Origin of the sequence: Streptomyces sennicomposti, assembly GCF_019890635.1 — a bacterium.
Lineage (GTDB): Bacteria > Actinomycetota > Actinomycetes > Streptomycetales > Streptomycetaceae > Streptomyces > Streptomyces sennicomposti.
The window spans coordinates 35061-48873 of record NZ_JAIOAB010000031.1 but is presented as its reverse complement, the minus strand read 5'-3'; the positions used below and the strand labels follow the sequence as shown (position 1 = coordinate 48873).

Genomic DNA, 13813 nt, shown 5'->3' with positions numbered 1-13813 from the left:
CTGTTTTGTCATGCGCATTGTGATGGCGAGGGGGGTACGCCCACAAGAACGCGGAGGGGACTGCCGGGACGGGAGGGGGAATCGGGAGCGGGAATGCCGCCGCTCCCCCTCAGCCGCCGTGCCAGTGACCGCCTCCGCCGTGCCGTCCGCCGTGACCCCAGCCGCCCGTGGGAGAGGGGGACGGGGAGCCTGACGTCGGGGACGGGGCGGCGGAGGTGACGGCGGGCGAGGCGGCGGGGGCCGTGGTCGTCGTACGGGACGCCGGAGTGCCGTGCGGCGGCGCGGCGGCGCCGGGGCTCGACGCGGCGGTCGCGGGCGCGTGGGTGGCGGGCGCTGCCGCCGGGGGCGCGGCGGTCCGGCGCGCGGCCCCCGTGGGCGCCGCCGGGGCCGTGAGGCCGCCCGCCGCCGGGGCGGTGCCGCCGTCCGCCGGGGCGTCCGCCGCGCCGGCCGACGGCTCCGTACGCCCCGAGCCGCCGCCCGAGCCGTCCGCCGACGGGCCCAGGGCCGACAGGCCGGCGATCACCGCGGCCAGGGACACCATCCCCGCCGCCCCCGCGGCCACCACCACGCGCCGCGACCGCCGCGAGCGCCGGGCGGCGGCCCGCCGCGCACCGCGGCCCCCGGCACCGGCCCCCGCATCCGCCCGCTCACCGAACCCCGCGCCCGCGCTCCCCTGACCCTGCCCCGCCCCCTGCCCCTGCCCCTGCCCCTGCCCCTGCCCCTGCCCCACGAGGATCCCGGCCGTCAGCGGGGGCAGTTCGCGCGTCTCGTCGTACGCGTTCTGCCACCCGTGCGCGGCGGCCGGGTCGGCGTACCCGTCGTACGCCGGGGCCGCCGGAGCCTGGGGGTGGTACACGTTCGGCGGTCCCTGGGGCGCATCACCCGTGCGGGGGACGGCGGGGCGGTCGGAAGGCATGGACATGGCCGGAAAGCATAGGGAGTGCGGTGATCGGCGGCACCGGCGCGGGCGTCAACCCGCGTCCGGCCGGGGCCCTGGAATGTCTCACGTGGCGGAAAACACGAGCCGCCGGGCGATACCCGGCCGTAAGCTCCCAGACATGCAGGTGATCCAGTCGACCAAGCTCGCCAACGTCTGTTACGAGATCCGGGGCCCGGTGCTCGAGGAGGCGATGCGGCTGGAGGCGGCCGGTCACCGCATCCTCAAGCTGAACACCGGCAACCCGGCCGCGTTCGGCTTCGAGTGCCCCCCGGAGATCCTGGAGGACATCCTCCGCAACGTCTCCACCGCGCACGGCTACGGCGACGCCAAGGGCCTGCTGGCGGCGCGCCGCGCGGTCGTCATGCACAACCAGACCCTCGGCATCGAGACCGACGTCGAGCACGTCTTCATCGGCAACGGCGTCTCCGAGCTGATCGTGATGGCGATGCAGGGGCTGCTGGACGACGGCGACGAGGTGCTGGTGCCCGCGCCGGACTACCCGCTGTGGACCGCCGCCGTCTCCCTGTCCGGCGGCACCGCCGTGCACTACCGCTGCGACGAGCAGTCCGACTGGATGCCGGACCTCGCCGACGTGGAGCGCAAGGTCACCGACCGCACCAAGGCGATCGTCATCATCAACCCCAACAACCCCACCGGCGCGGTCTACGACCCGGCGGTGCTCAAGGGGCTGACCGACATCGCCCGCCGGCACAACCTGCTGGTCTGCTCCGACGAGATCTACGACAAGATCCTCTACGACGGCGCCACGCACACCCCGACCGCCTCGGTCGCCCCCGACCTGCTGACCCTCACCTTCAACGGCATGTCCAAGGCCTACCGGGTGGCCGGCTACCGGGTCGGCTGGATGTCGATCTCCGGTCCGCGCGCCCACGCCGACTCCTACATCGAGGGCCTGACCATCCTGGCGAACATGCGCCTGTGCGCGAACATGCCGGGACAGCACGGCGTGGTCGCCGCGCTCAGCGGCCGGCAGACCATCAACGACCTGGTCCTGCCCGGCGGCCGGCTCAAGGAGCAGATGGACGTCGCCCACGAGCTGCTCACCCAGATCCCGGGCGTGACGTGCGTACGGCCCAAGGGGGCGCTGTACCTGTTCCCGCGCCTGGACCCCAAGGTCTTCAAGATCAAGGACGACCGGCGGATGGTCCTGGACCTGCTGCGCCGCGAGAAGATCATGGTCGTCCAGGGCACCGGCTTCAACTGGCCCGAACCCGACCATTTCCGGGTCGTCACCCTGCCCTCGGTCGGCGACCTGCGCGACGCGGTGAGCCGGATCGGCCACTTCCTGGACGGCTACAGCCAGCCCTGACGCCCGCCTTGGCCCGTGTCCTATGGGGTGAGGCCGGTCTTTGGTCCGTCAGGTGATCAAGTTCGGCGCACCGTTCGACACCGGACGTCGCAGATCACGTCAGGGCTGGATGAGATCGGACTTTCCATAGATGCTCGCCAGACGCGCGCCTTCGGGGCCCGAGGCGAATCCCATGCCGATGCTGAACACACCCGGCTGGGCGAGGTCCGGGATGTAGACCCCGAGACCTTCGGGTTCGCGGTAGTCCAACGTGTACGCGGCCGCGGTGTAGCACGGATTGACGTTGACGTTGAAGGGGGAAGGCGGGGCCGGGGAGAAGGCGCCGGTGGTGAGGTCCACCGAGCTGATGAACGTGTTGCCGACATTCGGCTGGGAGATCACCACGTTCTGGCCGTTGATCTTCTCGGTCGAGCCGTAGCTGTTTCCGTGCAGCATGTAGAGGTACCGGCCGACGACGACGTACCCCTGGAGGAAGGGGTGGCCGTAGGTGGTGAGAGGCCATCCGGGGACCGCGGTGATGTCCGGCTCGTCGATGGCCGCCAGCGGCTCGCTCCAGATGCCGAGGCGGGCCAGGTCGAGATCGTGCACCTGGTACTTCTTGATTCCGTCCGTGTCCTGGAAACGGACGACGAGGCGGCCGTAGACCGGGTCGACACTGGCCGTGTTGACCGTGGAACCAGGCACCGGCGTGTAGGTGGTGAGGTCGGCGGAGGTGGAGTCGAGCACCCGGCCGTTGACGAAGGGGAAGCGGGCCAGGCGCCTGCCGCGGCTGGTGCCGTCGCTCAGCGCGACGGCGTCGACCTCCGTCCACAAATAGGCCGAGCCGCCGACCGGCTCGATGCCGATACTCATCCCATGACCGAACCCGCGCAGGTACATATAGCCGAGGACGTTGCCTGACATGTCCCATTTGGTCACGGTCAGGTCGCCGTGGAGATTGCGGTTCGCACTGCTGACCGGGGCGGATTCGCCGGCCAGTTTCAGGCCTCCCTGCGTCACCTGCACGAGGTAGATGTGCCTGTTGGCGTTGTCGTATCCGAACGACTGGATGATGGTGGCGTCCTTGGTGGCCTTTTCGCGTATCCAGTTGTTCGACGCGCTGTTCAGATCAAGTCGCGGGGAGGGCACCAGGAGGGCCGATCCCGGGGCGGGATAGGCGGCGGCCGAGGCCGTCCCGGCGCCGAGGGAGACGGTCGCGGCGGTGAGCGCGCCGGCACCGCCCAGAGCGAGCATGGAGCGGCGGCTGGGGTGGATGTTCCTGTTCGCGATCATGGTGCGTCATTCAACACTCCGGCTCACCCCATAGGCCAGCCCTGCGTCGTGATGCGTGGACCCGGGACCGGCCGGTCGATCCCGTGCGGCCTCCGCCTCGGCAGACTGGCCGCGCGAGATGACGTCCTGACCACGCACGCCCGGCCCGCGCGCTCACCCTCGGTGTGCGCCTGGGCCGGTTTTCGCGACCGGGCTCAACTTTAGACGAGTTCTAAGCTAGGATGTTTTCTGTCAGAGCACAGGAGGCCATCCCATGTACGAACCGATCCGCGCCAAGTCGGTCCACACGATGGCCGGCACCGACTCCGACTTCCCCCACCGCTCACGCGAGGAGGAGTTGGACATCCAGCTCGCCGGTCATCTCGCGGCGCTGCTCGCCGTCACCGACGAGCTGCGCGCGCTGACCCCGTCCTCGGCCGACCTGGACACCGCGGCCGAACGGCTCGCCGAGCAGGTGGCCCGCCTGCGCGGCGGACGCGCCCCGCTGCGGGCGGCCGTGTCCGCCGGCCGTACGGCCGACCAGGCGCCGGCGCTGCACCGGCGGGCGCACACGCTCGCCGGGCGCGCCCTCGTCGTGGCCGCGTCCCGCGCCGACACCAAGGCGGCGATCCTGGCCGCCGAGCGGATGGACGCGCACGCGGCCGCCGCCCAGGAGGAACCGCGCAGGCCGATCGGCGCCGCGCAGTAGGACCTGCCGGGCAGGCCCCCGCTCCTCCCCTGCGGACGCCACGCGTCCGTCCCGCCCCGGTCACCTCCGGCCCGGCCGCCTCGCGCCGGTCCGGCCGGGACCGGGGGCGCCCCTGACGGCCCCGGTCCGCGCGCACCCGCAGCGACGCGCGGACCGGGTGCCCTACACTGCGCGGGCCGCGCTCCCGAGGCGGGCACGAAGCCGCGCCTCCGGCGGCGTCGCCTCCGAGCCGCGCCGCCTCCGAGCCGCGTCGCCCCAGCCGCGTTCCCGAGGCGGGCAAGAGTCCCGTTCCCGAGGCGAGAGAGAAGCCGTGACCGCCCCCACCGCCACCGTCCGGGCCGCCCTGCGCGCCGACCTCCCCGAGGTCGCCCGCATCTACGGGCACTACGCCCTGCACAGCGTCGCCACCTTCGACGAGGAACCGCGCCCGCTCGCACAGTGGGAGCTGAAGTACGACGAGATCGCCGGGCGCGGGCTGCCGTTCCTCGTCGCCGAGGAGGCGGGCCGGATCGCGGGCTTCGCCTACGCCGGGCCGTGGCGGCCGAAACCGGCGTACCGGAACACCGTCGAGGACACCGTCTACCTCGACCCGGCGGCCACCGGCCGCGGCCTCGGCGCCGCCCTGCTCGCCGAGCTGCTGGCGGAGTGCGCGCGGGCCGGAGTGCGGCAGGTGATCGCGGTGATCACCGCCCCCGGCAGCGAGGCCTCGGCCGCCCTGCACCGCCGGCTCGGTTTCACCGAGGCGGGCCGGCTGACCGAGGTCGGCCACAAGCACGGCCGGTGGCTCGACACGGTGCTGCTCCAGCGCACGCTGTGACACGGACGGGGCGCGGACCCCGCACTCCACGGACTCCGCGCCCACGCTCACGATCTCCGTCCACGCTCCCCACGCTCACGATCTCCGTGCCCACGGCCTCCGCATCTCCGTGCCCACGGCCTCCGCGCCCCACCGGCTCCGCGCCCCGCGGAAGAGTCAGCCGAAGATCACCACGAAGATCACGAACAGCACCAGGATCGCCAGGACCACCATCCAGACCGGCCAGTTGCCGCGCCCGTGCGGCTCCTCGGGGCCGCCGCCGCGCGGCCGGTCCTCGGCCAGGCCCGGATCGTCCGGGCGGTCGTGCTTGTAGAAGTCGCCGTCTCCAGCCATGCGCTCATCACGCTCCTTCACCGGGAGGCCACCCGGGTACCCCGGAGCGGGAGCGGCCATACGAGCAGGTGGGCCGTACGGGTGACGGGTGACGGGTGATAGGTGATGGTGGGTGACGGGTGGTGGGTGACGGCTGGGGCCACCGCGGCCTGCGGTGGCGGACGGCGGCCGCCTGCGCCGCCCACCGCGCCCGCGGCGGGAGCGGCCGCGGTCCGGCCGGGGACCGCCCGGCGGCCGGGCAGGCCCGGCGCAGGGACGGCCCGGGGACGGCAACAGGGACCACCCGGCGGCCTGCGCACGGACGGCACAGCGACAGGGCAGGGACCACCCGGTGGCCTGCGCACGGACGGCACAGCGACAGGGCAGGGATCGTCAGGCGGCCTGCGCACGGACGGCCCAGGGACGGGACGGGGCGGGGATCGTCAGGCGACCGCCCGGTGGTCGTACCGGCGTCGTACAGGCCCGCGCGCGGCGGAAGGCCGGGTGCGCACGCCGTTGTGCGTACCCGGCCTTCCGAATCCGTGCCGCGGCCGGCCGGAGCGACGTCGCAGGTCAGGGCAAGTCGCGGCCGGCCGCGGAGTTCATGCGACCGAGGGCGGGCCGGCTCAGCCGAGCCGCTCGACCAGCGCGCGGTACTGGTCCCACAGCTCCTTGGGCGTGTGGTCGCCGAAGGTGTTCAGGTGCTCGGGGACCAGGGCGGCCTCCTCGCGCCAGACGTCCTTGTCGACCGTGAGCAGGAACTCCAGGTCGGACTCGGACAGGTCCAGGCCGTCGGTGTCCAGGGCCTCGCGGGTCGGCAGGATGCCGATGGGGGTCTCGACGCCCTCGGCCTTGCCCTCCAGGCGCTCGACGATCCACTTCAGCACCCGGCTGTTCTCGCCGAAGCCGGGCCAGACGAACTTGCCCTCGTCGTTCTTGCGGAACCAGTTGACGTAGTAGATCTTGGGCAGCTTGGACTGGTCCTTGCCCTTGGCGACGTCCACCCAGTGGCCCATGTAGTCGCCCATGTTGTAGCCGCAGAACGGCAGCATGGCGAACGGGTCGCGGCGCAGCTCGCCGACCTTGCCCTCGGCGGCGGCGGTCTTCTCGGAGGCGACGTTCGCGCCGAGGAAGACGCCGTGGTTCCAGTCGAAGGACTCGGTCACCAGCGGCACCGCGCTGGCCCGGCGGCCGCCGAAGAGGATCGCCGAGATCGGCACGCCCTTGGGGTCCTCCCACTCCGGCGCGATGATCGGACACTGGGCGGCGGGGGTGGTGAAGCGGGCGTTGGGGTGCGCGGCCGGGCGGTATCCGTCTGCTTCGCGGGCCGACTCGGGCGTCCAGTCGTTGCCCTTCCAGTCGGTCAGGTGGGCCGGGATCTCCTCCGTCATGCCCTCCCACCACACGTCGCCGTCGTCGGTGAGGGCGACGTTGGTGAAGACCGAGTTGCCCCACAGCGTCTTCATGGCGTTGGCGTTGGTGTGCTCGCCGGTGCCGGGCGCGACGCCGAAGAAGCCGGCCTCGGGGTTGATCGCGTACAGCCGGCCGTCCTCGCCGAACCGCATCCACGCGATGTCGTCGCCGATCGTCTCGACGGTCCAGCCGGAGATCGTGGGCTCCAGCATCGCGAGGTTGGTCTTGCCGCAGGCGCTCGGGAAGGCGGCCGCGACGTACTTGGACTCGCCGGTGGGCGGGGTGAGCTTGAGGATCAGCATGTGCTCGGCCAGCCAGCCCTCGTCGCGCGCCATGACGGAGGCGATGCGCAGGGCGTAGCACTTCTTGCCGAGCAGGGCGTTGCCGCCGTAGCCGGAGCCGTAGGACCAGATCTCGCGGTCCTCGGGGAAGTGCGAGATGTACTTGGTGGAGTTGCACGGCCAGGGCACGTCCTCCTGGCCCTCGGCCAGCGGGGCGCCGAGGGTGTGCACGGCCTTGACGAAGAAGCCGTTCTCGCCCAGCTCGTCCAGGACGGGCTGTCCCATGCGGGTCATGGTGCGCATGGACACGGCGACGTAGGCGGAGTCGGTGATCTCGACGCCGATCGCGGACAGCGGGGAGCCCAGTGGGCCCATGCAGAACGGGACGACGTACATCGTCCGGCCCTTCATCGAGCCGCGGAAGATGCCGCCCTTGCCGTCCTTGCCCCGGAAGATCTCCCGCATCTCGGCGGGGGCCTTCCAGTGGTTGGTCGGGCCGGCGTCCTCCTCCTTCTCGGAGCAGATGAAGGTGCGGTCCTCGACGCGGGCGACGTCGGAGGGGTCGGAGGCCGCGTAGTAGGAGTTGGGGCGCTTGATCGGGTCGAGTTTCCGGAAGGTGCCCTTCTGGACGAGCTCCTCGCACAGTCGCTCGTACTCGGCCTCGGATCCGTCGCACCAGACCACGTTGTCCGGCTGCGTGAGTTCCGCGATCTCGTTGACCCACGAGATCAGGTCCTTGTGGTGGGTGGGAACGACGGGGGGAGCCGCGATGTCGCGCGCCACGATTGCTCCTAAATGAGGGGTTCTTGTCTTGTCGCCCCGTGGGGGCTGCGACCCGGACGCTTCGTAGCCGCTCATCCGGTGCCGACCGCACTCATTTGATCATCCGACTCCCGCGCCCATCTGTCCAGAGGGCCGCACAGGTGAGCGGCGTGAGGAATCCCACGGTTTTCCGTGCTTTTTTGCGTCCGCGTTGGGTTCACCTGAAGGACTTTTTGCGTTTGCCCCGTGCGGACGATCACCGTCCTCCGTCCCATGGGCGCTCACCCCCGACTTACGGGGTCGCCGGTACCATGCGGCCATGACTGCGTCCGCCTCCGACGCGCCCCTGGACCCGCCGGCCCGTGGCCGCGGTCCGGCCGCGCTGTCGCTGCCGCATCCGATCAAGCCGAAGCTGCGCGGCTGGCTGCACCTCGGCATGTTCCCCGCCGTGCTCATAGCGGGACTGGTGCTCACCGCGCTCGCCCACTCCACCCGAGGACGTATCGCCTGCGGGATCTACGTCCTCAGCGCCTGCCTCCTGTTCGGGGTCAGCGCCCTCTACCACCGGGGCGACTGGGGCCCCCGGATGAGCGGGGTGCTGCGCCGCCTCGACCACGCGAACATCTTCCTGATCATCGCCGGCACCTACACGCCGCTGACCCTGCTGCTCCTGCCCGGCGCCACCGGCCGGTGGCTGCTGTGGGGCATCTGGGCCGCCGCGCTGGCGGGCATCGCCTTCCGCGTCTTCTGGGTCGGCGCGCCACGCTGGCTCTACACCCCGTGCTACCTCGCCATGGGCTGGGCCGCGGTGTTCTACCTGCCGGACTTCATGCGCACGGGCGGCATCGCGGTGATGGTCCTGGTGATCGTCGGCGGCCTGCTCTACAGCGCGGGCGGCGTCGTCTACGGCATCAAGCGGCCGAACCCCTCCCCGCGCTGGTTCGGCTTCCACGAGGTGTTCCACTCCTTCACGCTGGCCGCGTTCGTCGTCCACTACGTGGGGATCTCGCTGGTGGCCTACCAGCACGCGTAGGGGGCGCTGCGTACGGGGTCTCGGTGCGGCTGCGTGCCGTGCGGGTTCTCGCGGCTGCGCTCCGTACGGGTCCCGGTACGGCTGCGTACCGCTCCGTGCGGGCCTGCCTCCGCCCGTGAGCGCGCCTGCGCGCCTTCGGCCACGGCTCGGGTGAGCCGTGGCCGTTTCCGTGTCCGCCCCGCGAATCCACCCCACGGTGGAGCGCGCGGGCGGACCGGCGGCCGAGCCCGCCCGCACCCTCCCGGCCCCTCCCCCGGCCCGCCCCGCCACCGCCCGAAAACCCCTCAGGCGTGCGCGGCCGGCCGTGCCATCCTGGCCGGGTGAACGGTCCAGAGATCCACGTCGAGTTCGCCCCCGCCCTCGGCCAGTTCCTCCCGCACGCCCGGCGCCGCGGCGCCACAGCGGTCGTCACCGACGGCGTCTCCACCCTCGGGCATGTCGTCGAGTCCCTCGGCGTGCCTTTGACCGAGGTGGGCGCGCTGGTCGTGGACGGCCGCCCGGTGCCCGTCTCGCACGTCCCGCGCGCCGCGGAGACCGTCGAGGTACGCGCCGTCGAACGCCCCCAGCAGGTCCCCGGCGCCCCGCTGCGCTTCCTCCTCGACGTGCACCTCGGCACCCTCGCCCGCCGGCTGCGTCTGCTCGGCGTCGACGCGGCGTACGAGTCGACGGACATCGGCGACCCGGCCCTCGCCGCGCGTTCGGCGGCCGAGAAGCGGGTGCTGCTCAGCCGCGACCGGGGCCTGCTGCGCCGCCGCGAACTGTGGGCGGGCGCCTTCGTCTACAGCACCCGTCCCGACGACCAGCTCGGCGACATCCTGGACCGCTTCCACCCCGAACTGCGCCCCTGGACCCGCTGCACCGCCTGCAACGGCCTGCTGCGGCAGGCCACCAAGGACGAGGTGGCCGACCAGCTCGAACACGGCACCCAGCGCACCTACGACGTGTTCGCCCAGTGCCGCGACTGCGGCCGCGCCTACTGGAAGGGCGCCCACCACGACCAACTGGAGGCGATCGTGGAACGGGCCCTGAGCATGCGGACGCGGGGGAAGTGAGCGCGGGGAGGGACCGGCAGTCGGACGATTCCGCCCCTCGCCTCACCCGCCGAGGGCGGCCCGCAGCCGTTCCGGGTCGGTGGTGGGGGCGTCGCAGGTGAAGTCGCGGCAGACGTAGGCGGCGGGGGCGCCCCCGACCAGGGGGCGGTCGGCCAGCAGCGGGAACTCCTCGCCGCCCTCCGTGCCGTAGGCGACGACGGCGCCGGGCGCCGTGCCCAGCAGGGCCGTGCGGTGCAGGACGCGGCCCGCCTCGTCGGCGAGCGACGGCGCGACGACGGCGACCTCGCGCGGCCCGTCGAGGGCGGCCTCCGCGACGGCCAGCCCCCAGCCGATGAACCGCGGCACGCGCGGGCCGAGCGCCTTCACCACGCCCAACGCCTTCTCGGCGGCGGTGCGATGGGCCTCCGATCCGGTGTGGGCCGCGTAACCGAGCAGCGCGCCCGCCGCCGCCGACCAGCCGGAGGGGGTGGCGTTGTCGGTGGGGTCCTGGGGGCGGCGGATCAGCTGCTCGGCGTCGGCGGCGGTGTCGTACAGCGCGCCGGAGTCGGGATCGGTGAAGCGGGTCAGCACATGGCCGAGGAGGAGTCCGGTGAAGTCGAGCCAGACGCCCTCGCCGGTGACAGAGGCCAGCGCGAGGAAGCCCTCGGCGACGTCGGCGTAGTCCTCCAGCACCCCGGCGTTGGCGCCGATCTGCCCGTCCCGGCTGGTGCGGGCGAGCCCGGCGTGCTCGTCCATGTGCAGCCGGACGAGCAGGTCGGCGGCGCCGAGCGCGGCCTCCACGAGGTCGGGGCGGTCGAAGTAGGCGCCGGTCTCGGCGAGGGCGGCGATCGCCAGGCCGTTCCAGGCGGCGACGATCTTGTCGTCCCGGCCGGGGGCGGGCCGCCCGGCGCGCCGCTCCAGCAGCCGCCGCCGCACCGACTCGATCCGCTCGGCGTCGAACACGCCTTCCTGCTGGGGAAGTTGCAGTACCGAGGCGCCGTGCTCGAAGGTGCCTTCCTCGGTGACGCCGAAGTACTGGGCGGCGAGCTGCGCGTCCTCCTCGCCGAGGGCGTCGCGCAGTTGTTCCGGCGTCCACACGTAGTAGGCGCCCTCGACGTGCCGTCCCGTGCCGTCGTCGCTGTCGGCGTCGAGCGCGGAGGCGAACCCGCCCTCGCCGGTGCGCAGTTCGCGGACCATGAAGTCGGCGGTCTCCAGGGCGACACGGCGGGCGAGTTCGGAGCCGGTGGCACGCCACAGGTGGGCGTACACACGGCACAGCAGCGCGTTGTCGTACAGCATCTTCTCGAAGTGCGGCACGATCCAGTCCCGGTCGACGGAGTAACGGGCGAAGCCGCCGCCGAGCTGGTCGTAGATACCACCGCGGGCCATCCGCTCACAGGTGTCCCGGGCCATCTGCAGGGCGCCCTCGGAGCCGGTGCGGGCGTGGTGGCGCAGCAGGAACTCCAGCACCATGGACGGCGGGAACTTCGGCGCCCCGCCGAATCCGCCGCGCTGCGGGTCGTACTCGCGGGTCAGCCCGAGCAGCGCCTGCGCCAGCTCCTCCTCGCCGGGCAGCTGGACGCCGCCGTAGCCGATCTCGCGCTGCGCGAGGTCCCGCACGATCTTCCCGGCGACCTCGGTGACCTCGTCCCGGCGGGTGGCCCACGCCTGCCGGACGCCCTCCAGCACCTGCCGGAAGGACGGCATGCCGTGCCGGGGCGCGGGCGGGAAGTACGTCCCGAAGTAGAACGGCTCGGCGTCCGGGGTCAGGAACACCGTCATCGGCCACCCGCCCTGCCCGGTGGCCGCCTGCACCGCCTCCATATAGACGGCGTCCACATCGGGCCGCTCCTCACGGTCCACCTTGACACTGACGAAGTGCTCGTTGAGGTAGCCGGCGGTGGCCTGGTCCTCGAACGACTCGTGCGCCATGACATGACACCAGTGGCACGCGGAGTACCCGACCGACAGCAGTACGGGTACGTCGCGCCGCCGGGCTTCCTCGAAAGCCTCGGGCGACCAGGGCCACCAGTCGACGGGGTTGTCAGCGTGCTGAAGCAGATAGGGCGAGGTCACACCAGCCAGCCGGTTCATCGGCCCAGCCTCTCACAGCGCCCGCCCGCGTCGGCGGTACCCGCACGGGCGCTGCCCCGCCCGGGGGCATCGCGCGGCGCCGGCGGCGAGGTCGTCGCCGACGGCACGCGGCGCGGCGGCGCTCGTTCAGCGCTCTCTCAACGACCTCAGGAGTTTGATGTAGGCACTGTTGAACCGAGCGCCTTTGTCCAGGTAGGCAGCCCCGATCATGGCGCCTTCCCGGAGGTAGGCCACGAGGACCCCCTGGTCCGGCCGGTCCAGGTCCCCGCAGACGATCTCCATCGAGTCCGACGTCTTCGGGTCGCCGGCGATCTGGATACGCAGTCCGAGCACTTCCGTGGTCATGCTGGGGAAGTATCCGATCCGAGAGGTCACCGAACCGTGTCCCAAGGACGCCGCCACAGACCTGCCCGCCAGATCACCGGTGTCGATCGCGTTCTTCCAGAATTCCATCCGGGTCAGGTTCCCGGCCGCCCACGGATCGGGGTAGCGGGCGATGTCTCCGGCCGCGAACACGTTCTCCCACGGTGACACCCGCATGTACTCGTCGACGCGCACCCCGTCGGACAGATCCAGGCCGTTCCCGTGCAGCCATTCCACGTTCGGAACGCTCCCGATCGCCTCGATGAAGAGAGAGCGATCGGACGCGGGCTCGGGATTCGACGGTTTCGCCTCACAGAGAAATTTCCGTGCGGAATCGCCCGTCAGGAACGTGACGCCCTGCTGAGCGAGCCAGCGGCCGAGCGTCATCGCGACCCGCTCACCCAGAACGCTTTCGAACGGCCCGCGTCGCAGCGCCTCCAGCACGAGGACTTCACAGCCGTACTCTTTGGCCAGCGAAGCAAGCTCACAGGCGACGAATCCGGCGCCCACTATCGTGACCTTCTCGCCGGCTTGGAGCCGATGGTGGATGTACCGCGCATCGCCCAGACCACGCAGGGTGCGATGCGTATGGAGCTCGCACTCCCCGTCGCCCCGGGCCGAGGTACGCGGGCGTATCCCCGAAGCGATCACCAGCCGGTCGTACTCAAACGTTTCACCGGTACTCAGACGCAGGATCCGGTCGCCCAGGTCCGCGGTCTCGACCCTGATGCCGAGGCGCCAGGTCACAGCGTCGTTGTCGGCTCCCTTCACCCTCACATCCTCGGCGATGGTCTTTTCGAGAGCACCCGACAAGGGGTAGCGCTTCTTCGTCAGACCTGGCCGGTTGTAGGTACGGTGAGCCTCGTCCCCGAAGACGACGATCCTGGCGTCGACCTCGCACTTGAGTATCGCGTCGGCCGCTCGCAGTCCGGCTATACCGGACCCGACTATGCCGATGAGCGGCCGCCTGTCAGCCGTCGCCGGCATCACGATTTCAGCTGGATCGCTTGCAGCGGGCACGCGTCGACGGCGTCCTCGATATCGCTGATGTTCTCCTCGTCGAACGCTTCCTGGTATTGCAGCTTCCCGTCGGCGTCGAGTTCGAAGTTGGTCGGGGCCGAGATCGCGCACTGCCCATGATTCTGACACTTGACCCTGTCGACAACAATCTTCATGGTCCCTGGTCTTCCATCGCTCGTCCCTTTCGCCGGTGGTTATCCGGCGATCACGACCCTACGAGCCCGCGCACGGCGACGGAAGAAGCGGCGGGTGGCCTGAAGCGGTCCTGGCCTGTTCAGGCCCGCAGCGAGCGGCCCACGGGGAGGGCGGCGCAGCCGGCGCCCCACGCCTGGTTTCCCCAACGGGCCTTCGGGCACCCGGTGTTGACCTTGGAGAGTATGCGGGACCCCGGCCACGCGGAACCATCTGCGGGGGTTCTCGCATGCTTGTACCGCAGGAGGAAACCAGCTAAGATGGT

At 71.6% G+C, this 13813-nt stretch carries 12 protein-coding genes; 5 read left to right on the top strand and 7 right to left on the bottom strand.

Features of this window, described 5'->3' with window-relative positions; translation table 11 throughout:
* Positions 1–109: 109 nt before the first annotated feature.
* The gene (locus K7787_RS18515) at positions 110–922 is read right to left on the bottom strand and encodes a hypothetical protein (RefSeq protein ID WP_223002234.1); all 813 of its coding nucleotides are present in this window, start codon (positions 920–922) and stop codon (positions 110–112) included.
* Between the two features lie 136 nt (positions 923–1058).
* On the opposite strand from K7787_RS18515, the gene K7787_RS18510 reads away from it, so the two are divergent.
* Positions 1059–2270 (top strand): pyridoxal phosphate-dependent aminotransferase, encoded by a 1212-nt coding sequence (locus K7787_RS18510; protein WP_169437862.1) that lies wholly within the window; start codon positions 1059–1061, stop codon positions 2268–2270.
* A gap of 99 nt (positions 2271–2369) precedes the next feature.
* Here K7787_RS18510 and K7787_RS18505 read toward each other — a convergent pair whose 3' ends face one another.
* The gene (locus K7787_RS18505; protein ID WP_247721041.1) at positions 2370–3542 is read right to left on the bottom strand and encodes a phage baseplate protein; all 1173 of its coding nucleotides are present in this window, start codon (positions 3540–3542) and stop codon (positions 2370–2372) included.
* A 253-nt stretch (positions 3543–3795) separates the two neighbouring features.
* Between K7787_RS18505 and K7787_RS18500 the strand changes: the two genes are divergently transcribed.
* Positions 3796–4230: an SCO4983 family protein gene (locus tag K7787_RS18500; RefSeq protein ID WP_223002233.1), complete on the top strand. Its 435-nt coding sequence runs from the start codon at positions 3796–3798 to the stop codon at positions 4228–4230.
* Positions 4231–4540: 310 nt separating this feature from the next.
* Entirely contained in the window at positions 4541–5047 is a 507-nt protein-coding gene (locus K7787_RS18495) for a GNAT family N-acetyltransferase (protein WP_009190345.1), read from the top strand.
* A gap of 156 nt (positions 5048–5203) precedes the next feature.
* On the opposite strand, the gene K7787_RS18490 is transcribed toward K7787_RS18495, so the two are convergent.
* Positions 5204–5380 carry a hypothetical protein gene (locus K7787_RS18490; protein WP_019980184.1) on the bottom strand — a complete coding sequence of 59 codons (177 nt, stop codon included), beginning with the start codon at positions 5378–5380 and terminating at the stop codon, positions 5204–5206.
* 605 nt (positions 5381–5985) lie between these two features.
* Positions 5986–7836: a phosphoenolpyruvate carboxykinase (GTP) gene (locus K7787_RS18485; RefSeq protein WP_223002232.1), complete on the bottom strand. Its 1851-nt coding sequence runs from the start codon at positions 7834–7836 to the stop codon at positions 5986–5988.
* A gap of 298 nt (positions 7837–8134) precedes the next feature.
* On the opposite strand from K7787_RS18485, the gene trhA reads away from it, so the two are divergent.
* Both trhA and K7787_RS18475 read left to right on the top strand, forming a co-directional pair.
* Positions 8135–8848 carry a PAQR family membrane homeostasis protein TrhA gene (gene trhA / locus K7787_RS18480; protein ID WP_009190343.1) on the top strand — a complete coding sequence of 238 codons (714 nt, stop codon included), beginning with the start codon at positions 8135–8137 and terminating at the stop codon, positions 8846–8848.
* Between the two features lie 320 nt (positions 8849–9168).
* Positions 9169–9900 (top strand): Mut7-C RNAse domain-containing protein, encoded by a 732-nt coding sequence (locus K7787_RS18475; protein WP_164389834.1) that lies wholly within the window; start codon positions 9169–9171, stop codon positions 9898–9900.
* A 42-nt stretch (positions 9901–9942) separates the two neighbouring features.
* Here K7787_RS18475 and K7787_RS18470 read toward each other — a convergent pair whose 3' ends face one another.
* The 3 genes from K7787_RS18470 to K7787_RS18460 all read right to left on the bottom strand — a co-directional run bounded on the left by K7787_RS18470 (position 9943) and on the right by K7787_RS18460 (position 13511).
* The gene (locus K7787_RS18470) at positions 9943–11973 is read right to left on the bottom strand and encodes a thioredoxin domain-containing protein (RefSeq protein ID WP_223002231.1); all 2031 of its coding nucleotides are present in this window, start codon (positions 11971–11973) and stop codon (positions 9943–9945) included.
* Positions 11974–12099: 126 nt separating this feature from the next.
* A complete protein-coding gene (locus tag K7787_RS18465) occupies positions 12100–13356 on the bottom strand; it encodes an NAD(P)/FAD-dependent oxidoreductase (protein ID WP_223002230.1) in 1257 nt (418 codons plus the stop codon).
* Positions 13323–13511: a ferredoxin gene (locus K7787_RS18460; protein ID WP_223002229.1), complete on the bottom strand. Its 189-nt coding sequence runs from the start codon at positions 13509–13511 to the stop codon at positions 13323–13325. The genes K7787_RS18465 and K7787_RS18460 overlap by 34 nt, the downstream gene beginning before the upstream one ends.
* Positions 13512–13813: the final 302 nt, after the last annotated feature.

Excerpts from the sequence above, each read along its gene's own strand:
- K7787_RS18515 (WP_223002234.1), bottom strand. The coding sequence starts at position 922 with ATGTCCATGCCTTCCGACCGCCCCGCCGTCCCCCGCACGGGTGATGCG.
- K7787_RS18510 (WP_169437862.1), top strand. The coding sequence starts at position 1,059 with ATGCAGGTGATCCAGTCGACCAAGCTCGCCAACGTCTGTTACGAGATC.
- K7787_RS18505 (WP_247721041.1), bottom strand. The coding sequence starts at position 3,542 with ATGATCGCGAACAGGAACATCCACCCCAGCCGCCGCTCCATGCTCGCT.
- K7787_RS18500 (WP_223002233.1), top strand. The coding sequence starts at position 3,796 with ATGTACGAACCGATCCGCGCCAAGTCGGTCCACACGATGGCCGGCACC.
- K7787_RS18490 (WP_019980184.1), bottom strand. The coding sequence starts at position 5,380 with ATGGCTGGAGACGGCGACTTCTACAAGCACGACCGCCCGGACGATCCG.
- trhA (WP_009190343.1), top strand. The coding sequence starts at position 8,135 with ATGACTGCGTCCGCCTCCGACGCGCCCCTGGACCCGCCGGCCCGTGGC.
- K7787_RS18470 (WP_223002231.1), bottom strand. The coding sequence starts at position 11,973 with ATGAACCGGCTGGCTGGTGTGACCTCGCCCTATCTGCTTCAGCACGCT.
- K7787_RS18460 (WP_223002229.1), bottom strand. The coding sequence starts at position 13,511 with ATGAAGATTGTTGTCGACAGGGTCAAGTGTCAGAATCATGGGCAGTGC.